19 protein-coding genes and 1 pseudogene are annotated in these 19,322 nt (G+C 49.4%); 8 read left to right on the forward strand and 12 right to left on the reverse strand.

Annotated elements, in window-relative coordinates; all coding sequences use genetic code 11:
- Positions 1–9: 9 nt before the first annotated feature.
- Positions 10–846 (reverse strand): GPO family capsid scaffolding protein, encoded by an 837-nt coding sequence (locus PUZ33_RS13240; RefSeq protein WP_175086644.1) that lies wholly within the window; start codon positions 844–846, stop codon positions 10–12.
- A 159-nt stretch (positions 847–1,005) separates the two neighbouring features.
- Between PUZ33_RS13240 and PUZ33_RS13245 the strand changes: the two genes are divergently transcribed.
- From PUZ33_RS13245 to PUZ33_RS13255, 3 genes are all read left to right on the forward strand, one after another.
- Positions 1,006–2,736 carry a terminase large subunit domain-containing protein gene (locus tag PUZ33_RS13245; protein ID WP_274205333.1) on the forward strand — a complete coding sequence of 577 codons (1,731 nt, stop codon included), beginning with the start codon at positions 1,006–1,008 and terminating at the stop codon, positions 2,734–2,736.
- Positions 2,736–3,794 carry a phage portal protein gene (locus tag PUZ33_RS13250; protein ID WP_274205334.1) on the forward strand — a complete coding sequence of 353 codons (1,059 nt, stop codon included), beginning with the start codon at positions 2,736–2,738 and terminating at the stop codon, positions 3,792–3,794. Before PUZ33_RS13245 ends, PUZ33_RS13250 begins: the two co-directional genes overlap by 1 nt.
- A 576-nt stretch (positions 3,795–4,370) precedes the next feature.
- Positions 4,371–5,735 carry a KAP family P-loop NTPase fold protein gene (locus PUZ33_RS13255; RefSeq protein ID WP_274205335.1) on the forward strand — a complete coding sequence of 455 codons (1,365 nt, stop codon included), beginning with the start codon at positions 4,371–4,373 and terminating at the stop codon, positions 5,733–5,735.
- A 220-nt stretch (positions 5,736–5,955) separates the two neighbouring features.
- Here PUZ33_RS13255 and PUZ33_RS13260 read toward each other — a convergent pair whose 3' ends face one another.
- From PUZ33_RS13260 to PUZ33_RS13290, 7 genes are all read right to left on the reverse strand, one after another.
- Positions 5,956–6,474, reverse strand: coding sequence for a hypothetical protein (locus tag PUZ33_RS13260; protein ID WP_155022254.1), 519 nt, complete (start codon positions 6,472–6,474; stop codon positions 5,956–5,958).
- A complete protein-coding gene (locus PUZ33_RS13265) occupies positions 6,464–7,609 on the reverse strand; it encodes a helix-turn-helix domain-containing protein (protein WP_274205336.1) in 1,146 nt (381 codons plus the stop codon). The genes PUZ33_RS13260 and PUZ33_RS13265 overlap by 11 nt, the downstream gene beginning before the upstream one ends.
- Positions 7,610–7,802: 193 nt before the next feature.
- Positions 7,803–10,250, reverse strand: a complete 2,448-nt coding sequence (locus tag PUZ33_RS13270; RefSeq protein WP_274205337.1) for a replication endonuclease — start codon at positions 10,248–10,250, stop codon at positions 7,803–7,805.
- A gap of 182 nt (positions 10,251–10,432) precedes the next feature.
- Positions 10,433–11,419, reverse strand: coding sequence for a DNA adenine methylase (locus PUZ33_RS13275; protein WP_274205338.1), 987 nt, complete (start codon positions 11,417–11,419; stop codon positions 10,433–10,435).
- Entirely contained in the window at positions 11,412–11,579 is a 168-nt protein-coding gene (locus PUZ33_RS13280) for a hypothetical protein (protein WP_191621069.1), read from the reverse strand. Before PUZ33_RS13280 ends, PUZ33_RS13275 begins: the two co-directional genes overlap by 8 nt.
- An 80-nt stretch (positions 11,580–11,659) precedes the next feature.
- The gene (locus tag PUZ33_RS13285) at positions 11,660–11,941 is read right to left on the reverse strand and encodes a hypothetical protein (RefSeq protein ID WP_250129079.1); all 282 of its coding nucleotides are present in this window, start codon (positions 11,939–11,941) and stop codon (positions 11,660–11,662) included.
- A gap of 214 nt (positions 11,942–12,155) precedes the next feature.
- Positions 12,156–12,617 carry a hypothetical protein gene (locus PUZ33_RS13290; RefSeq protein WP_224787880.1) on the reverse strand — a complete coding sequence of 154 codons (462 nt, stop codon included), beginning with the start codon at positions 12,615–12,617 and terminating at the stop codon, positions 12,156–12,158.
- A 123-nt stretch (positions 12,618–12,740) separates the two neighbouring features.
- On the opposite strand from PUZ33_RS13290, the gene PUZ33_RS13295 reads away from it, so the two are divergent.
- The 3 genes and pseudogenes from PUZ33_RS13295 to cueR all read left to right on the forward strand — a co-directional run bounded on the left by PUZ33_RS13295 (position 12,741) and on the right by cueR (position 14,627).
- The gene (locus PUZ33_RS13295) at positions 12,741–13,040 is read left to right on the forward strand and encodes a helix-turn-helix transcriptional regulator (RefSeq protein ID WP_069733243.1); all 300 of its coding nucleotides are present in this window, start codon (positions 12,741–12,743) and stop codon (positions 13,038–13,040) included.
- 69 nt (positions 13,041–13,109) lie between these two features.
- Positions 13,110–14,130 (forward strand): annotated as a pseudogene (locus tag PUZ33_RS13300) (phage integrase).
- Positions 14,131–14,216: 86 nt separating this feature from the next.
- Positions 14,217–14,627, forward strand: a complete 411-nt coding sequence (cueR, locus tag PUZ33_RS13305; protein ID WP_013095907.1) for a Cu(I)-responsive transcriptional regulator — start codon at positions 14,217–14,219, stop codon at positions 14,625–14,627.
- On the opposite strand, the gene PUZ33_RS13310 is transcribed toward cueR, so the two are convergent.
- Positions 14,624–15,076 carry an NfeD family protein gene (locus PUZ33_RS13310; RefSeq protein WP_020685017.1) on the reverse strand — a complete coding sequence of 151 codons (453 nt, stop codon included), beginning with the start codon at positions 15,074–15,076 and terminating at the stop codon, positions 14,624–14,626. The two genes, cueR and PUZ33_RS13310, sit on opposite strands and share 4 nt — an antisense overlap.
- Positions 15,073–15,987, reverse strand: a complete 915-nt coding sequence (locus PUZ33_RS13315; protein ID WP_008499312.1) for an SPFH domain-containing protein — start codon at positions 15,985–15,987, stop codon at positions 15,073–15,075. Before PUZ33_RS13315 ends, PUZ33_RS13310 begins: the two co-directional genes overlap by 4 nt.
- A gap of 155 nt (positions 15,988–16,142) precedes the next feature.
- Between PUZ33_RS13315 and fetA the strand changes: the two genes are divergently transcribed.
- Both fetA and fetB read left to right on the forward strand, forming a co-directional pair.
- Entirely contained in the window at positions 16,143–16,814 is a 672-nt protein-coding gene (gene fetA, locus PUZ33_RS13320) for an iron efflux ABC transporter ATP-binding subunit FetA (protein WP_058681165.1), read from the forward strand.
- Entirely contained in the window at positions 16,807–17,589 is a 783-nt protein-coding gene (gene fetB, locus PUZ33_RS13325) for an iron efflux ABC transporter permease subunit FetB (protein ID WP_020685020.1), read from the forward strand. The genes fetA and fetB overlap by 8 nt, the downstream gene beginning before the upstream one ends.
- Before the next feature lie 48 nt (positions 17,590–17,637).
- Here the strand turns inward: fetB and PUZ33_RS13330 are convergent, their stop codons facing one another.
- Together PUZ33_RS13330 and PUZ33_RS13335 are read right to left on the reverse strand one after the other, a co-directional pair.
- Positions 17,638–18,492 (reverse strand): co-chaperone YbbN, encoded by an 855-nt coding sequence (locus tag PUZ33_RS13330; protein ID WP_058681164.1) that lies wholly within the window; start codon positions 18,490–18,492, stop codon positions 17,638–17,640.
- Positions 18,493–18,550: 58 nt separating this feature from the next.
- On the reverse strand, positions 18,551–19,321 hold the full coding sequence (locus tag PUZ33_RS13335; RefSeq protein WP_058681163.1) for an SDR family oxidoreductase: 771 nt from the start codon (positions 19,319–19,321) through the stop codon (positions 18,551–18,553).
- Position 19,322 lies beyond the last annotated feature (1 nt).

Here is a 19,322-nt window from a genome sequence, read left to right on the forward strand (position 1 = left end):
TTGTGAATATCAGTAATCAGCCAGTTGCGCGTTAGCGCCACCGCTCGCGGGTGCCCGCTGGCTGAAATTGCCGTCTGTGCTTCCCAGCTTGCTGGTCAGCGCGGCAAGGTCGGAGGTCAGCTTCTGAATGGCCTGGCTGTCCTGCTCGCGGGCGCGGCTCAGGTCGTTGAAGCTGTCCAGCAGATCGGCATGGGACTGGGCGACGTTCTCCACGGCGTCACGCACCTGGCTGAATTGCTCACCGTCAGATTTACGGCCTTTGCCGATAATCCCCATGACGCGCGCGAACCACTGTTTACCCTCATCGCTGCGCTGCTCAGCCAGTTCGATGATTTCTGCCTCAATGGCATCGGTGAACAGCGGGGCTTCACCCTGCTGATTGTTGAAGGACATAACCTGCTGACGCTGCTGCGCGGCAAACTTCAGGCGCTCGGTGCCGAGGCTCGCCGGGGTATCGGTCATTGCCAGCCCCATGACATAAGCCTTGCCGTTAAGCGCGAACTGCGGGTGCAGCTCAATGCTGGAGTAAATTTTCTTACCTTCTTCCGTCAGCTTCTTCATGCGCTCAGAAGGTTCGATCTCGGCGTAAAGCGCGGTGCGTCCGGCGAGCGGGCCTTCACTGATATCTTCAGCACTCAGCGCTGTCACATCCCCCATTGCGCCGAAGTCACTGCCGGGGAACGGCGAAAGGTAGTGCTCCACGTTGACGCGTGCGCCGTACACGTCCGGGCTGTAGTTTGCTGCTGCATCACGAAGGTGCTCAGGGCGAATTTCACGCCCGTCAACGGTGGCACCGGAGACAGCAACGCGGAATTTCTTACGGGCTGGTTTAGCTGCGCTGGCCATGTCGATAATCCTGTTGAGTGGTTTCTGTACGGTCATGATGGCAGAGCGTAACTTGCTGTCTCAACGAGGTTTTGTTGTCGGAGGAAGGCGAGACCTTAAAGTGGGCGATAGGGGGATCGCGCGCGGGGTAATCTTCACCACATCAACGGTGGAGGGCAGATGATACAGGACGCTTTTGTACGTCAGAGAGCAAAACAACTTTACTGGCAGGGCTACCCGCCAGCGGAGATCGCGCGTCTGATGGGAATTAATCAGAACACAATTTATTCATGGAAAAAACGCGATGAATGGGATGAAACGCCGCCCGTCCAGCGCGTCAGCCAGTCTATGGATGCTCGCCTCATCCAACTGACGGACAAGAAAGACAAGACAGGGGGAGACTTCAAAGAGATTGATCTGCTTACCCGGCAACTGAAAAAGCTGTCTGACGGACAGCAGGCAGAGACTGGAGCGGGCAAAAAGCCGCGCAAGCGCAAGCTGAAAAATCACTTCACCGAAGAACAGATCGTCGCGCTGCGGGAGAAAATACTGGATTCGCTGTCGTGGCATCAACGTGGCTGGTATGAGCAACGCCACCACCGAAACCGCATGATATTGAAGTCCCGCCAGATTGGCGCAACCTGGTACTTTGCCCGCGAGGCGTTACTTGATGCGCTGCGTGACGATGTGAAATACCCGTACCAGCGCAACCAGATATTTCTGTCTGCATCCCGCCGCCAGGCTCACCAGTTCAGGGGATTCATTCAGAGAGTTGCCGAAGAGGTAGATGTTGAGCTTAAGGGGGGTGACAAAATTGTACTGAGTAACGGCGCAGAGCTGCATTTCCTCGGCACGTCTGCGGCGACGGCGCAGTCCTATACGGGCAACCTGAAGTTTGACGAATTCTTTTGGGTCAGCAACTTTACCAACCTGCGAAAGGTTGCTGGGGCGATGGCAACGCTGAAGGGGCTAACGCGTACCTACTTTTCCACGCCGTCAGGTGAAACCCATGAGGCTTATCCGTTCTGGACGGGCGATCGCTGGAATGAGAAACGCACAAAGGCTCAGCGCAAAGCGTTTGATGTTGGCTGGAAAACGCTGAACAGTGGCTTGTTATGCCCGGATAAAACCTGGCGCCAGATTGTCACCCTGAAGGATGTGATAGAAAACGGCTGGGAATACACCGACCTGGAAGAGATCCAGGATGAAAACAGTGAGGATGAATTCCGCAACCTTTACATGTGCGAGTTCGTTCGCGATGGCGAGTCTGCATTCAACCTTAACGCCCTGATTGGCTGCGGGGCAGATGGTTACGACGAATGGCCGGACTGGAAGCCTTTCGCGTCCAGGCCGATGGGTAACCGCCCGGTATGGATTGGCTATGACGCCAACGGCAGCAGCGGCAACGGTGACAGCGGCGCGATTTGCGTTGTGGTGCCGCCACTGGTGCCGGGCGGTAAATTCCGCACTGTGGAAACGGAACAGGTGCGCGGCCTTGAGTTTGAAGAGCAGGCGAAAGTTATCGAAAACTTCACCCTCAAATACAACGTGCAGCATGTCGGCATCGACGTGACAGGCGGTAACGGAGAGGCTGTTTACCAGATAGTGAAGAAGTTTTTCCCGATGGCAATGCCCTACACCATGTCAATGACGTCAAAGCGCGCCCTGGTGCTGAAAATGCTGCAGCTGATCCGCGCCGGGCGATGGGAATATGACCGCAGCGAGCGCGCCCTGATCAACGCGTTTAACTCTGTTCGCAAGGTAAAAACGCCTGGCGGATTCATCACCTATGACACTGACCGCTCGCGCGGCATCAGCCACGGTGATTTAGCCTGGGCGAATATGCTCGCCATTATTAACGAACCGCTGGGCCAGGAGAGCGGCAGCGGCGGGTTTGCTATGGAGTTCTGATGAAGAAGCGCACATACAAAAACAATCACACCGCCAGCAATGACAGTGCCGGACAGCCTGATATCTCTGACGCGCTCAGAAGCGATCCGGCGCTCAGCGCCTTCACGTTTGACGGGCCATATTCAGTAACAGACGGCTATGATCTGCTGGACAGCATGTGCTGCGTCGATAACGGACGGTACTACGAAACACCAATAGACTGGAAGGGGTTAACCCGTGCGTTCGCACAATCCCCGCTGCATCAGTCGGCGCTTTACTTCAAGCGTAATGTGCTGACCGGCTGCTATATCCCTCACCCATTACTGTCACGGCAGGCCTTTTCTGCTTTTGCGCTGGACTGGTTTGTCTTCGGCAATGCCTACCTTGAACGTCGCTCTAACCTCCTGGGTGCACCGCTCAAACTCCAGCATGTTCCGGCCCTGAACACACGGCGGGGGAGTGACCTTGATACTTACTGGTTTATCCGGCAGTGGAAAGATGAATACGAGTTTAAGACGGGGCAGATCTGCCACATCATGAACCCGGATATTCATCAGGAAATCTACGGTATGCCGGAATACATGGGTGCGCTGCTGTCCGCCAGCCTGTCCCATTCTGCCGACAGGTTCCGCAAACTCTACTATGACAACGGCTCTCACGCCGGATGTATTCTTTATGTCGGTTCGGAGAAGGTGGATCAGGAAAGCATAAAGGTGGTGCAGAAAACGCTGTCGCAGGCCAGAGGGAAAGGCTCTTTCAAAAACGTACTGATCCACGCACCGGGCGGCGGTAAAGACGGCGTTCAGCTCTTGCCGTTCAGCCAGATATCGGCAAAGGATGAGTTTCTTAACATCAAATCAGCAACGCGCAACGATTTGCGCGACGCTCACCGCATCCCTCCGCAGCTGATGGGCGCAATGCCGGAAGGCAACGGATCGCTCGGTGATGTTGAGAAGGCCGCACGCGTCTTCGCCATCAACGAAATGTTGCCCGTGATGGAAGCCATGAAGGGCGTCAATGACTGGCTCGGTCAGGAAGTGATCCGCTTTAATCCCTACGCTCTGCTCGTAGACGAGTGATCCGCACCACCCGCCGCACATCCTGCGGCGGTTATCCTTCAGTAATTTTCAATCTTCGCATGACTGGCCACCACCCGAACACCGCCCAGTACGATCTGTAACGCCCCTCACTCAGTGCGCATGCGCGCCATTCTGGCTGGCGCAAACTGCAATCGACCGGCACGCACCCATAATCAAGAAAGCGCGCGCAGAAAGCAGGGAAGGCCGAAGCATGGCATTTAAAGGCATCCCCTCCTAACCCCTGTCGCGTGGGCTGTTCCCCCGTCACCTGCGCGCGACATTTGCTTCGTTTTTTGTGCATTTGCCGATCATGAGTCAGACAGTGCCGCTACTGGGTGCAAAAAGCATAAATAGCTTCAAAAAAATTGTGCAAATTTGTGCACTTTCTTGCAGACTACCTCACTAGCGGTAAGTATAATTTTAATTATGAATAATTGATGAAATCACCTCTTTATCTATGCCTCAACGCTTAAATATTTAACTACATGTTTTTGGTGACTCTGGACGATATGATATAAATTCATATTTAACTAGATTAAATTGTTTTGATTAATTTTAAAATGCCAAAGGTAATTTATGAATATAACATCAGAATTAAATGAATTTAAAAATGGATTCGATAAAAATTCCGATATTTTTAATCGGAAACCTTTGTTTGATCAAATGAAGCGTCTTATAGTAAATTCTCCTGATGCTAATTTGGTTTTTGCTTTGGATGATGTTTGGGGAAGCGGTAAAACATCATTCGTTAAAATGCTCAAGTCTGAAATAGAATCAACTAACAGTAAAGATATTGATGTTGTTTATTTTGATGCTTTTGAAAATGACTATCAGTCCGATCCTTTTATTTCAATATCTGCTGAATTATATTCTTTACTTAAATCTAAAGGGCAAGAAGCTGAGGTTGTTGCAGAGAAGATTGTTGAGGCTGGAAAGAAAATAGGCGCTAAGATTTTAGTTGGTGGCGCAAAAATAGCAATTACTACTCTGACGGCAGGTGTTGTTAATGGAACTGTGCTTGATAAGGCTGCTGATGTTATTAGCGATTCCATTAATAGTGAAGTTGAATCCTTTGTCGAAAATAAAATAAAACATATGGAGAGTGAGAAAAAAGCGATAATTGATTTTAAAAAATCCTTGGAGGAGATATATGTCAGCACTGAAAGAAAAACATTAATTATTATAGATGAGTTGGATCGCGCTAGACCGGATTACTCTTTAGAGCTGCTTGAGAAGATAAAACATCTTTTTTCTGTAAGAGGTTTGATATTTTTATTGGTTATGAATCGTGACCAATTTGAAAAGGGTATAGCTTATAGATATGGTGATATAAATACAACTTTATATCTTAATAAGTTTATACATTATTGGTTTACATTACCAAAAGTTAATCTTCATGATTTGAATAATAATTATAATCATGGCGGCACTACAATTTATGATTATGTTCAGAAACTTTTAAGAGCAAATAACTCACTAGGTATTAGTTCAAATGGAGTTTTTTCGAAAGTAATATCTTATTTAATTGAAGTAAATAACTGCTCCTTACGAGAGGCTGAACGTTGTCTTTCTACAATGGTAGTTGTTGATAATCATCAGGTTATTGCTCGTAATAGTGATAATTACTATATGGCTGCATTAGCACTAGTTTGCTTTTTAAAAGTGACATCTCCTACTATCCTTAACAAGTTGTTAAGAAAGGAGGGAAACTATCATGATATTTTAGAGATATTGAATGCAAGTAATCAAGATTTTCTTCTCAAGCCGGAAGGCCGATTTTTCAAAAACCTTTTAACCTATCATTATCTTGATAAAGATAGCTTGGTTACATTAAGAAACGAAAAGGGGAGTTTCGTTCAACAGATTGAAGGTGATTTTGGATGGGAGCACAATCATATCGCAGATATTGCTAAATCAATAAATAATATGATAATAAGTTAAGTAAAAATAAAGTTCCCAATATAAACTTGATTAAGTTATTGCTCCGGACCATATTTGGAGCGATAACTTAATGTGGATTGTGATAAACCATGTTCGAGTGCGCTAATCAATGGAGGTTTTTTGAAAATTACATTCAGTATTATATCCGAATAGACAACCTAGAAGGAAAAAGAATCGCACGTGCGACTCTTTTCTAACATTTTTCAAAGGATAGTTTGAGTCATGAAAAACTAGCTATGATTTGTTCACGAATAGTAGATTTCATTGTTAACCCATTATCTAAGAAAAACTGAAAATATGCGAGTGCTTGATGTTTGTCAATAATTCCACGACGAACAGCTTCTTGAAGCAATCCACCATGACGAGCGACTTTAACACCACGCTCTTCGCATGTTTTATAAACAGCATTATCGGCGGACAAACATGTCGCATCATGGATGCTTGCATTGACAACGCAGCTTATATCAGCATATTTTAAGGCTCTCCTTCTGATTTTAATTTCTGCCATCTCAACTAAATGCTCTGGTTCATAATCATTTGTAAAATTGTATGCAAGCTGAAGTCTGGCTAACTCTTCTTGGACATTAAGATTGTATTTAGCTTTTAGTTCCTCGCAGACATAGGGATCTATCCAAACGCCTCCCGGATAAACTTGCCAAATTAACCCTAAACATCCGCCTTCATAAAAATCAGATAACACATTCGTGTCGATAACACATCTGGGGCAATCAAATGGCATCCTCTCCAGCCTCCTGTTCGTCGTACCACTCATCCAGAAGATTACTGAGAGCTTTTCTATCCAGTTCTAAAAGTTCAGATATGAAGGTTTCCGACGCGGAACCGGCTTCCCATGCTTTACGCGACAAAACGGTTAAACGGCCTTTGTAATTTAGTGCTTCTCTAATAGGATTCGGTTCATACCTCATCCAACCTTTACGATTGGCAGTTGCCCATAGATAACCAGTGTTTTGTTGATTGATTAACTTGCATTTACTGAGGCGATCAATAATGCAAGTAGCCGAAACTCTAAAAATGCTTTTTAGCCTTAAAACGGTTTCTTCATAAGCCCAACCACCACCTTGCATGACAAATTGTTTTCTTAATGCGCTTTCTGGCACCAAGAAACAAGCGGCAAAGTGGTTTGCAACCTTCTCTTCTGGAGAAGTCGCTCTACCTTTGGTTTTATAACTTTTGGCAGGACCGTCATACTCTTCACGATGGAAGATAAGATGTGCATATTCATGGCAAATACTGAAAATTTGGCGTTCTACGGAAATACTGTCATGAACATTCACATAAATTGCAGTGCCGTAATTGTTCGAAAACGCAGAAAATCCGAACACCATTCCTTTATCACTTTCCTCGCGATTGAAAGGAATAACACGGATATCAGACGCTTCCAGAATAGCAACAATATCACCAACGCAGGTAGCGTTACCGATACCCAGACGGAAACGCTCTTCCATAGCCTTATCTTCTACTCTTCGCAAGTCTTCTTCTCTTGCAGTGAAGATAGGCATTGAGTTAGGAAGATCTTCAGGCAAATTCGCCTCAGCAGCCTCCTCAATTGCGTTGATGTTTTTCAACTTTTCAATCAACTCATTGCGGAGTTTCGCGTCCAACAAATCTGGGCTATCTGCTCGCATTGCAAAACGAAACTCGCCTTCATCTTGATCATAAAAATACCCGATAGGCTTGTCGAAAATCTTGCAGAGCATAATGAGTTGCGTAACGCTTGGAACGCCCTGAGCTTGCTCAAATTTACTGTAGGTTTGACGGACAACACCGATCGCATCTGCGACAGCAATTGCGCTCATTCCCGCCTCACTTCTGGCTTGTACTAAGCGTTCGGCTATATGCTGTTGAATGTTCATATGTCACCTTCGTTTAACAACGGTGTCTCTTCTAAAGTTATATAGGTTAATTATTACTAACATTATGGACGGAGCGTCACAAAAATCATAGTCAATATTGTGCTAATTCCATAAAATTCTAACCAACCAAGAAAAACTATTTGAATATATATTTATTCCATTTTTATCAATGAGTTAACATCGTGGTCTTTATTCATAAGTCGCTTGCAGCCTGACGCCAGCGGTTGATCAAAAACTCTGCTTTGTGACGCGCCAGCGTCTTCCTCCAGTGCATATCTGAACCAGTCACAATCAATTCACCGGTTACGAGGTTGGCACGATATGTCGTATCAAGTACTGTAACCTCTCGACCTTGAGCTAGTTTCAATGCTTGAACTGGATTGATTTGTATTTTTCTTAACCTCGCCCAGCTCAAGATTTCTTTAACTAAGGATTCAACTTCATCGCTCACTGCACTTTGTTCCTGACGTATAGCATGAGCGGCTTTCATATAGCTTTCGGCCCTTGTTCTGTCATAGTCGGAACAATCACCGGCAGTGATGCTTAAAGCGAGCGCCTCAAACTGATCAGCAGGTGAAACACGCTGATTTGATTTGTGGTTTCTGATGTCTTCCGCAATCTGTTTTCTCTGATCTCGGCTTAATTGACCGATTTCAAATTGTTCTGGCTGTTCTTCGCCAGTAGTCATAGTCAGATCTGGCGAATAGACAGGCGGTGAATCTGTATTTTTTTTATACTCAGTACAGTTATTGACACGAGTCCAAGAGGGCGCAGACGCGCCCTTAAGGTCAAAACCCGGATCGGCGCGGTCTGAAGATTTAGGCTTCATCTTCACAATACGATAAGAATGGAGGCGCGTTTCTACGGGCGGAATGCTGGATGCTGGCATAACCAGACCCTTGATAGCTTTCTGATACTCGCCGTAACTGCTTGGCTCGTTTTTGTATTGATACCAGGCGCGCAGCACCAGCTTGGAACGGGAAACAAAAGGGCCACCCTGCAAAGTGATGTACCCCTGCCAATCTCCCGCGTGAGCCGCGCGGTGCAGCTCACCAAAAACAGGACTAACCCTGTCGGCTAAATCCTGATTTTTCAGGCGGCGCAGTTCACGCCAGACTGACACCGGCGCGCCCCCTAAAAACTGGAATTGACGTATGCCCCAGCATGACGCCCAGGCCGTTGCGTGCTTCGCGGTTTCCTTCAGTGGGCGTCCACTTTCGTGATCGCTCTCGCCTTCCAGGGCGTAACCATCAATGTTTTTTGAGATGTATTTGACGACATAACCCGTAGCGCTACCCAAAGCCGGATCAATCGGCTTAAGTTCAAAGCGGGGCTGCTTACCAGACTTACCAGTTAACTCTTCCGCATCCTCACGCGTTGCGTAGTCTTCCATGACCTCGTTCAACTCCGCAGTATGCTCTGGGGCTGTAAACAGCAGGCCGTGCCAGTGCGGAGTACCGTCATGATGGGATTCAGCGACGCGAAGACCGAAAATAGGAATTTCGCGGCGTGAGAGTTCAGCGCGAATCTGTTGCCATATTTGATTGAGATAACGCTGTGATCGGCGTGGGCTTGCCCCGTTCCACTTGTGGTTACGGTGTCCAAACGCGGTATAGGCGTGATATTTAGACGGGGCGGTTAGCGTAAAGAAACTTCCGGCATAACCGCTTTCCGTTGCCACCTTCTCAAAGCCACCAATACGCGTCATAAGTTCTACGCGGCGTTTTTCAGGGTTCGATACGCTTTTATCAATCTGCTCTATAAGCGACATGCGCTCACCCGTAACCTGATCTTCAAGCTCCAGGCGGCTCATGATTTCCCTGCTACGCTTGCGACGCGCATCCCACTGTTTAACGTGGTTTTTGCTGCAATAGGGGGAAACATCGCGACGCACATCACCAAAGGCAATATGCAGATGTTCACGCCAGCGGCGTGCGTACTTTCGCAGCAGGCGTGACCAAAAACGATCATCAAGAATTTTTCGAATTGAAGCTGCCATTTCATCAAGTGGCATTTTGCGCCGAGAAGCCCAGGGCGCGATTAACCCGAAATAAGCAACCAGCCTTGAGCCTTCACGAAGCATTCGCTTGCTGTATTCCTCAGGGCTAAGTACAGCACAGGTTTCACTCACTTCAGCTAAGGCAGCATTTGCATAAATCGCGATATCCTGAGCAAGTAAATCAATGTCTTCGTCCGTACTGTCAGCCAACTGATTGAACCGGCGCGTTATCTCGCGAAGGTTTTCAAACGTATGAAACAGTGGGTTTAATTCGGAAGAAATGATCCAGTCGCTGCCAACAGGCACGGCGTATTGCTCTGTAACTGCTCGCACGTGGGGAAGGTCGCGCGCCACGATATTGCGAAGGGTTAACTTTGCGATGTGACGCCCTTTGTCAGCGTGTACGGCACTTATGCGGTAGGAAACGCGGCGGCGGATAAATGTAGGTAGTGGCTTGAGGATATCTTCAACCCACGCGAAAAACTCCTGCTCTTGACCCAATTCATATAGATCAACAGCGGGAGTCTTATCGACAGCAATGGCCTGTTTGGGTTCATTCCACGGATAGGCGTACCGGGCCGCCTCGTTAAAGCTGCCCGGTTTATCCGGAGTCATGGAGTGAACACGACGTGCCTGAGTCACCGGCTCACCCTAGATTGTCACAGTGTCGCCGGGCCTTACTTCCCGCGCGTCACGTTCGGAATAACTGATTATCTCGGTGTTGCTGTAACCACCCTCACTAAGAACCTCAACGCGCGTGATCCAAAAATTACGGTATGGGCGAACGTCCAGAACCTTTGTTACTACCGCCTCAACTGTATTCATCAGAACACCTCCTGATCTTCAAAAGCACCAGAAGCCACCATTTCTGAATAAGTCGTATCGCCCATTACGGCACCACAATCAGGACAGCCACCGCCTACCTGCCCACAGCAATCACAGACACGCAAAGTGCCAATCACCTCGCCAGCCAGATTGCGAGTTTTAGCCCCAACTGAGCGCCGAACTTCAAAAGGCTTAAAGGTGAACGGGTAATAAATTTGGCGCGTGTCCGCGGTGTCACTACCTGAAAAAACGGACACACAACCTTTATTGTTATGAGCGGTGATTAATGCCCCAACCAGGTCACGGTGATCAGTCGCCGTGAAAGGCTTTCCATAAGCGGTGAAATCAGCCGTTGCGCTGGCTGGCAGGTATGGCGGATCACAGTAAATTACTGTGTTTTCAAATATACGGCTGGCAACGGGAATGGTGTAGCGGAAATCCGCACAAAGAAACTGAGCCCCTTTTTCATATGCCCTTTTAGCAAAGTGCTGAATCTCCGCCACAGGGAAAATTGGCTTGCGGCGATGTCCAAAAGGTACGTTGAATTCATTCTTTGCATTTACACGATATAAACCGTTATAGCAGTGACGATTCAGATAAAGGAATAAGGCGGCGAATCTTATTAACTCTTCAGGATAATACAGCCTGTTATCGCTACCTTTATTATCAGTGCAGGAACGAAAATCACGATTGAATACATTAAATTCAATTCGATACTGATAATATGATTCTTTATTATTCCCGCCTTCAAAAAGTTCAGCGGCGGCATTCAACAAACCTTCAGGGTTACTTTTAAGAATCGAATAAAAATTGATAAGCGCGGCATTGCTATCGCACAGAATATAAGTCTTATAGTCAGTATTCAGGAAAACACTACCACTGCCCACAAAAGGCTCAACCAGGCAATCACCGTGGGGCAAAGCATCAAGCACATGCGGCATAGCGCGAGACTTGCCGCCCGCCCAGATAAGAGGGGAGTTAACCATTTTTACGCTCCTTGTTTACTGCGACCTGTTCTCTGTTGGCGACCCAATCTTCCAGGCTGCGGTAAATTTCATTAGTGGAAAGCTTTTCTTTCTTCATCAGGTTTAATTTGATACGCAACAACCCAAGCAGATGTGCGCGGTCATTTGTTTGAATTGTCATGTGCAATCCCCTGAAAAAAGATAAAGCGAAGCCCCGGCAAAAACGCCGTATATAAAAAAGTTCATGTTGTCGTTATTAAATTAGCGCGCGCCGCTATTCCAGTACGCTTCTAATTCTGCGGCGAATAATTCGCAAATTGAGCCACCCGGAAGAATTGAAAATTGAATACCTGTTTCTTTACAACGCACCTCAAAACCATTTCGCGCAATATCGGAAAGAGCCATACCCTGAACAACATTACGCGATCTGCTGTATTGATGATCGGGGCCGTGACCGCTACGCGATAAAGCGCGTGCACCATTTTGCCTTGTCGCATTCAAACGATTTCGCGCTTCGATAACTGCTGCTGTTGAAGTTGCCATTAGTGCCTCCGATGTAGCTGATCGATAGTCTGTCGAGCCTGAGACAATCCGAAGTCCAGCCCCAGATAATTACCATCTTTAGTTATTTGATATCGCTGACGTGAATACGGCTTTTTGCGTGGCAACTTCAGGATTGTGAAGCCGCGATAGATTGCTGTTTTGCTATTTATCTGGATAAGCATTTTCAATCCCTGTACCTGTAGGTCCGCTATTGTCATGCAATGCGGCGTTGCTGGCTGTGACTGTTGCGCTTGTGCGTTGAATGCTGGTTACCAGTTACACGGCGATATGTTTTCTTATCTCGCATCAACCGATCAATGAAGTGCTTTTCTTCTGGAGTAATGAGTGCGCGGCAATGAGCAACAGCATTCCAATATTCTTGCAGCATGATGAAACGCTTAGGACGTTTAGAACCGGGCATCCCTTCGCGATGAACTGGCAATTGTGCGCGGTCCATCAGGTTGCGAACGCTCTTTAACGTGCGGCCAGTCAGATAAGCAAACTCGACCGGCGTAACGAAAATCTGTTTTTGCAGTTCTTCGGTATTCATATCCCGGATGCTTTCAGCCTGCGCGGTGGTCATTTTGCACGTGCGAGCAACGCGAGCATTGTCTAACGGGAATTGGCGTAAATGTTGAGATCCCGCCGTTAAATCAATTTCTCGTAATTGTGTCATTTGTTAGACTCCATACGTTGAGGTCATTTGAGGCTTAATGAGCACTAATCGGCTTCTGGTGGCACTGTGGGCAAATGTTGCCTGTGTGCTTAATTCTTATGATTGTGATGAGATCTTATCATTATGTCAATGACGCAAGGCGAAAAACTGGCGCTTATTCGCGACTCTGAACGTTTAACTAAAAGGCAAATGTCTGAATTAACAGGTTTAAATTATTCAAGTTATGGGGGATATGAGCGTGATAAGACGAAAATGACGCTCGAAGCAGCAGTGAGTATTTTTGGACACCCTCGTTTTCATAAGTATCAAGACTGGTTTATGTATGACCGGATCGACCCAAGCCGGGGCCAGATCGCACCGGCTCTCGCACACTTTGGGCAACAGACAACGCAATCAGACCACTCCGGGAAACAGATTGGTTAACTTTATATAAACATTACATTTTCACTATTTGTTACCAAGATAGTGAACTGACAATCGGAGGGTCTTCTTATGTCCGTTAAGAAGCTCGAAGATGGTCGCTATGAAGTGGATGTAAGGCCGCGCGGGCGCGATGGAAAACGCATTCGGCGGAAGTTTGACAGAAAGGCAGAAGCGCACGCATTTGAGCGCAGTATCATTGCCAAATTTCAGAATCATGATTATCTGAATAAACCGGCTGATAAACGAAATCTAAGCGAGTTTATTGCGCTTTGGTGGCAGTTGATTGGACGAAACAAAAACTATGCGAACCGCAGACTAAGCGCGGTTAATTGCATCTGCAAGGATATGGGCGACCCTATGCTTTACCAGCTTGATGCACGCTGCATTATTGATTACCGAGCATACCGGCTGGAGCAGGGGATTAAGGCTTCAACGATAAATCATGACCTTTTCGCCTTGAGTGGAATTTTCAAGTCAATGGGGGATCGACGAGTTCCACGGGGAAAATCCCGTGACATCGATTGCCGCGTTGAAAGAGCCCAAAACCGAAATGTCATATCTGACACAGACCGAGGTTGATCGGCTCTTGTCGCTATGTTCCGGTGATTACTACCGCATAGCGATTTTGCTGCTGGCTACCGGTGCAAGGTGGGGGGAGGCATACAATTTGAAAGCGGAAAATATTGTCGGTAACAGAGTCATGTTTACCCTGACAAAAAACGGTGAAAGGCGCGTTGTTCCGATATCGGATGATATCGCTAGGATAATTAAACACAGGGAATCAGGTCGACTTTTCCGGGTGAGTTACAAAACGTTCCGCTTGAGGATGAAAGAAGCAAAACCCAATTTGCCAGATGGACAGGCCGCCCATGCTTTGCGGCACACGTTCGCGACGCACTTCATGATGAAGGGGGGCAACATCATTGCCTTACAGAGAATCTTGGGTCATGCGGATATTTCGCAAACGATGGTTTACGCGCACTTCGCTCCAGATTATTTACTGGACGCTGTGAGCTATAATCCTCTCAGCGGAATGTCCACATTGTGTCCACACTCTGGAGGCAAAGCGGGGGATTTGCGGGTTAGTTAAGTCTGTAAAATACTGATTCGGCGCAGTACCGTAAGGGGCTGCGCCTGTCAGAATCCCACCATCAAGGGGAAGGTCAAGGGGGAAATGTGAATATCAGCGATGTTGCGAAAAAAACCGGATTGACCAGCAAAGCAATCCGCTTTTATGAAGAGAAGGGGCTGGTGACGCCGCCGCTGCGCAGCGAAAACGGCTACCGTAGCTACACGCAACTGCATCTGGACGAGCTGACCTTACTGCGTCAGGCGCGTCAGGTGGGTTTTAACCTTGAAGAGTGCGGTGAGCTGGTGAATCTGTTCAACGATCCAAAACGCCACAGCGCAGATGTAAAAAAACGGACGCTGGAAAAAGTGGCGGAGATTGAACGGCACATTACGGAACTGGAAGCGATGCGCAAGCAGCTGCTGGCGCTGGCGGAATCCTGTCCGGGAGATGACAGCGCCGACTGCCCGATTATCGATAATCTTGCCGGCTGCTGTCATCGTAAGGCGCAGGCTTAGCAGGCTTTCACCCGAAGCGTAATCCCTTCCACCGCGATGACCTCAACCCGCGTCCCGGCGCTGAGGTCATCGTCGGCCACCACCGGCCAGGAGCTATCGCCCACGCGCATATGTCCGCGGCCGTTCACCAGCGCGGTCTCAAGCGTAAAGCGCTGGCCGACGATCTGCTGTCCACGCTGATTGAGATGGGTATCCAGCGGTTTTTGCTCGTTAACCTGACGGTTCAGCCAGCGCCACCACAGCCAGGCGGCCACCAGCGTCAGCACGGCAAACAGCGCGCCCTGCCACGCCCAGTCCAGGGGGAGCAGCCAGACCAGCAGCCCGGTAATCACCGCGGCCACACCGCTCCAGAGCAGATAACCGTTGCCACCAAGCATCTCTGCGGCCAGCAGTAAGCCACCCAGGCTTAGCCAGAAAGCATGAGGATGTGCGACGATCAGCTCAATCATTTTTTGCGCTCGTTTCCGCTGTCTTTGATAAGTTCAGCAATCCCGGCAATGGAGCCCATCAGGCTGCTGGCATCCAGCGGCATCATCACCACTTTGCTGTTATTTGCCGAGCCGATCTCTTTCAGCGCATCGGTATATTTTTGCGCGACAAAGTAGTTCACGGCCTGGATGTCACCGGCGGCAATGGCCTCGGATACCATCTGGGTTGCGCGGGCTTCTGCTTCGGCAGAACGTTCACGCGCCTCTGCCTGCAAGAAGGCAGACTGGCGATCCCCTTCCGCTTTCAGAATTTGCGACTGTTTTTCACCTTCGGCTTTCAGGATCTCCGCCTGACGCACCCCTTCGGCTTCCAGAATATAGGCGCGCTTGGTTCGTTCAGCCTTCATCTGGGCGTTCATCGAAGCGATAAGCTCCGCAGGCGGGCGAACGTCCCGGATTTCAATGCGGGTGACTTTAATGCCCCACGGGTTTGTCGCTTCATCAACAATGTGCAGCAGACGGGTGTTGATGCTGTCACGCTGAGAGAGCATTTCGTCCAGCTCCATAGAGCCGAGTACCGTACGGATGTTGGTCATCGTCAGATTAACAATCGCCAGCTCCAGGTTACTCACCTCATAGGCGGCTTTGGGCGCATCAATTACCTGAATAAAACAGACGGCATCGATGGTGACGTTGGCGTTATCCTTCGAAATAACTTCCTGCGAGGGGATATCCAACACTTGTTCCATCATGTTGATCTTGCGACCAATTCTGTCCATGAAGGGAACAATCAGGCTCAAACCTGGCTGGAGTGTATTGGTGTAGCGGCCGAAGCGTTCAACGGTCCACTGATATCCCTGCGGGACAATTTTGACCCCGGCGCCCACAATAACCAGCGCAACGAATATAAGGACAGGAACAACGATAAGCATAAAAACCTCCTGTTTTGCATGCTGTTGATGAGTGAAAGTGCATGTTTATTGTTCATCAGTATATCGGCTATCGGGCTGAAATTCGCCTCTGAAAACAGGCTGGAAAAAGATTATGCTACAGACGATTCTTACAAGACGCGGTTAATGGAAGCGGAATGAGCGATAAAACAAACGTATTACACCTCAGGGATGTTGGATTTCGTGTCGGGAATAACACGATCCTTCAGCACGTCGAATTTTGCCTTTCACCGGGCGAGTTTAAATTAATCACCGGGCCGTCAGGCTGCGGCAAAAGCACGTTGCTGAAAATTGTGGCTTCACTGCTAAGTCCTACGGAGGGAACCGTTCTGTTTGAGGGCAACGATATTGCGACCCTCTCCCCGGAACGCTATCGCCAGCAGGTCTCTTATTGTGTACAGACCCCTTCACTGTTCGGCGAAACGGTCTATGACAACCTGATCTTCCCGTGGCAGATTCGCCAGCAAACGCCGGAGCCGAATAAATTTATCGCTGACCTGGCCCGTTTTGGCCTGGCGCAGGAGACATTGACCAAATCCATTAATGAGCTCTCCGGGGGCGAAAAGCAGCGCGTTTCGCTGATTCGTAACCTGCAGTTTTTACCGAAGGTGCTGCTGCTGGACGAGATCACCAGCGCGCTGGATGAGGCCAACAAGCGCAACGTGAACGACATCATCCATCGCTACGCCAGTGAACAGAATATTGCCGTGCTGTGGGTGACGCACGACGCAAATGAAATTGCCCATGCGGATGATGTCATCACGCTGCAGCCGCAGGGTGGAAAATGGCAGGAGGCAAACCATGGGTGAGCATAATATCACCAACGCATCGCTGGCGTTTTCGATGGTGCTGGTACTGGTGGCGATTTTAGTCAGCTACCGGGAAAAGCTGGGGCTGGAGAAAGATATCCTCTGGAGCATCTGCCGCGCGGTGATTCAGCTCATCATCGTTGGCTATGTGCTGAAGTACATCTTTAACGTCAACCACGCGGTGCTGACGCTGCTGATGGTGCTGTTTATCTGCTTCAACGCAGCGTGGAATGCGCAGAAGCGCAGCAAATATATCGATAAGGCGTTTGTCTCGTCATTTATTGCCATTACGACCGGGACCGCGCTGACGCTGGCGGTGCTGGTGCTATCTGGCTCTATTGAGTTTACGCCGATGCAGGTGATCCCCATCTCCGGGATGATCGCCGGGAACGCCATGGTGGCGGTAGGGCTGTGCTACAACAACCTTGGCCAGCGCTTCAGCAGTGAGCAACAGAAGCTGCAGGAGAAGTTAAGCCTGGGGGCCACGCCAAAAGTGGCGTCGGCGCGGCTGATTCGTGAGAGTATCCGCGCGTCGCTGATCCCTACGGTGGATTCGGCGAAAACGGTGGGGCTGGTGAGTCTGCCGGGGATGATGTCAGGGCTGATCTTCGCTGGCATTGATCCGGTGAAAGCGATCAAATATCAGATCATGGTGACCTTTATGCTGCTCTCCACGGCGAGCCTGTCGACCATCATTGCCTGTTATCTGACGTATAGGAAGTTCTACAACGCCCGCCACCAGCTGGTGGTCACACAGCTAAAAAAAGCGGATTAAGCCTGTTTGTGTAGGCCCGGTAAGCGTGAGCGCCACCGGGCATTTTTTTTAGTAGAGCAGCGCGTACAGCTGACGACGGTACTTCGAGGCCAGCGCATCGCCGGTACCCAGCGCGGCCAGGATCTCCTGGAACATTTTCCGCGCCTGACCGTCTGCGGCAGCCAGATCGTTTTGCAGGTGGCTGAACAGCAGTTCCAGCGCCTCTTCGTTTCGACCCACCTGGTGCAGCTGGAGTGCCAGCTGGCTTGCCAGCGCTGCATCGGCCGGGTTATCGGCAACCTGCTGCTGGAGTTGCTGGATTTCCGGGGTATCCGCCGCCTGTTTCAGCAGATCAATTTGCGCCACCAGGCCCTGATAGCGGGTGTCCTGATCCTGCAACGGGATCGTTTTTAGCACGGCTTCGGCATCTTCTGAGCGGTGCAGGGCAATCTGCGTTTCAGCCAGCAGCAGGCCAATCTGGCTGTTCTGCTTAGAGATCTGCCAGGCGTCTTTCAACAGCGGCAGGGCTTCGTCGTATTTACCTTCCTGCATCAGCGCCATGGCTTCCTGCGCTTTTAGCTCCTCCTCACGCGGCAGCACTTTATCCAGCAGGGCGCGGATCGCCTCTTCAGGCTGCGGTCCCTGGAAGCCATCAACAGGCTGTCCATTCTGGAAAAGATAGACCGTGGGGATGGCGCGCAGGCCAAACTGTGAGGCCACCATGTGTTCTGCATCACAGTCCAGTTTGGCGAGAATGAACTGGCCATTGTATTGTGCGGCAAGGCTTTCGAGGACCGGCGTCAGCTGCAGACAGTGTTGGCTGCGTTCAGACCAGAAGTAGAACAGTACCGGTTTAACCATCGACTGTTCAAGGACCTGTTGCAGGTTTGCTTCAGTAATATTGACGATATTCTGTACGGACATGCGGCATTCTCTTTTATCGGTTTGTTATTTACATGGGGGTGAGCGTCGTCGCTTCAACTCAACCGTGTAAAATTTTGTCCATCATCCGGCCCGGCAGCAGACGTTTTAACCAGCCTACGGCATGGGTGACCAGCGTTACCGGATAGCGCATTTTTGGGTTATCGCTCTCAAAAGCATGGCGCACTTTCGCGACAACCGCTTCCGGCCCAAGGGTAAAACGTGCGGCGATGCCGGGGTTTTCGACCGGTTTGTCTGCCTGCGTCTGGTTGACGTTATCCGTAAAACGGGTGCGGATGGGGCCGGGTTCAATCAGGCTCACCTTAATCCCGCTGTGACGCAACTCCATGCGCAGGGCGTCCGACCATGCTTCCAGCGCATATTTGCTGGCGGCATACGCGCCGCGGCCGGGGGTAGAAATCAGCCCCATCACCGAGGAGGTCATCACGATACGCCCTTCACCGTGAGGCAGCATCGCCGGAAGCAGGCGCATGGTGAGCTGATGCACACCGAAAAAGTTGCTGGAAAACTGTTGTTCAAGCTGTTCGCGGGAGATCGTATTCAGCGGGCCATAGAGACCGTAACCGGCATTATTGAACAGACCGTACAGACGGTTGCCGGTAAGGGCGATCACCTCATCTGCGGCGCGTTCAATGCTTTCCGGTGAGTCCAGATCCAGCAACACGCTGGTGAACCCCATCCCGTTGAGGCGTTCCACATCGTCAGGTTTACGGCAGGCCGCCAGCACCTGAAATCCCTGACGCTTTAATTCGAGCGCGCTTTCAAGACCAATTCCGCTGGAACATCCTGTAATTAGGACCGATTTTTGCATA

Source organism: Enterobacter cloacae complex sp. 2022EL-00981 (assembly GCF_028737495.1).
Classification (GTDB): domain Bacteria; phylum Pseudomonadota; class Gammaproteobacteria; order Enterobacterales; family Enterobacteriaceae; genus Enterobacter; species Enterobacter cloacae.

What these genes read in the sequence shown, in the direction of transcription:
- PUZ33_RS13250 (WP_274205334.1), top strand. Translation starts at nt 2,736, where the DNA reads ATGAAGAAGCGCACATACAAAAACAATCACACCGCCAGCAATGACAGT.
- fetA (WP_058681165.1), top strand. Translation starts at nt 16,143, where the DNA reads ATGAGCGATAAAACAAACGTATTACACCTCAGGGATGTTGGATTTCGT.
- PUZ33_RS13245 (WP_274205333.1), top strand. Translation starts at nt 1,006, where the DNA reads ATGATACAGGACGCTTTTGTACGTCAGAGAGCAAAACAACTTTACTGG.
- PUZ33_RS13295 (WP_069733243.1), top strand. Translation starts at nt 12,741, where the DNA reads ATGTCAATGACGCAAGGCGAAAAACTGGCGCTTATTCGCGACTCTGAA.
- PUZ33_RS13310 (WP_020685017.1), bottom strand. Translation starts at nt 15,076, where the DNA reads ATGATTGAGCTGATCGTCGCACATCCTCATGCTTTCTGGCTAAGCCTG.
- PUZ33_RS13240 (WP_175086644.1), bottom strand. Translation starts at nt 846, where the DNA reads ATGGCCAGCGCAGCTAAACCAGCCCGTAAGAAATTCCGCGTTGCTGTC.
- PUZ33_RS13275 (WP_274205338.1), bottom strand. Translation starts at nt 11,419, where the DNA reads ATGGTTAACTCCCCTCTTATCTGGGCGGGCGGCAAGTCTCGCGCTATG.
- PUZ33_RS13335 (WP_058681163.1), bottom strand. Translation starts at nt 19,321, where the DNA reads ATGCAAAAATCGGTCCTAATTACAGGATGTTCCAGCGGAATTGGTCTT.
- PUZ33_RS13285 (WP_250129079.1), bottom strand. Translation starts at nt 11,941, where the DNA reads ATGGCAACTTCAACAGCAGCAGTTATCGAAGCGCGAAATCGTTTGAAT.
- PUZ33_RS13290 (WP_224787880.1), bottom strand. Translation starts at nt 12,617, where the DNA reads ATGACACAATTACGAGAAATTGATTTAACGGCGGGATCTCAACATTTA.
- PUZ33_RS13280 (WP_191621069.1), bottom strand. Translation starts at nt 11,579, where the DNA reads ATGACAATTCAAACAAATGACCGCGCACATCTGCTTGGGTTGTTGCGT.
- fetB (WP_020685020.1), top strand. Translation starts at nt 16,807, where the DNA reads ATGGGTGAGCATAATATCACCAACGCATCGCTGGCGTTTTCGATGGTG.
- PUZ33_RS13330 (WP_058681164.1), bottom strand. Translation starts at nt 18,492, where the DNA reads ATGTCCGTACAGAATATCGTCAATATTACTGAAGCAAACCTGCAACAG.
- PUZ33_RS13255 (WP_274205335.1), top strand. Translation starts at nt 4,371, where the DNA reads ATGAATATAACATCAGAATTAAATGAATTTAAAAATGGATTCGATAAA.
- PUZ33_RS13315 (WP_008499312.1), bottom strand. Translation starts at nt 15,987, where the DNA reads ATGCTTATCGTTGTTCCTGTCCTTATATTCGTTGCGCTGGTTATTGTG.
- PUZ33_RS13265 (WP_274205336.1), bottom strand. Translation starts at nt 7,609, where the DNA reads ATGAACATTCAACAGCATATAGCCGAACGCTTAGTACAAGCCAGAAGT.
- PUZ33_RS13260 (WP_155022254.1), bottom strand. Translation starts at nt 6,474, where the DNA reads ATGCCATTTGATTGCCCCAGATGTGTTATCGACACGAATGTGTTATCT.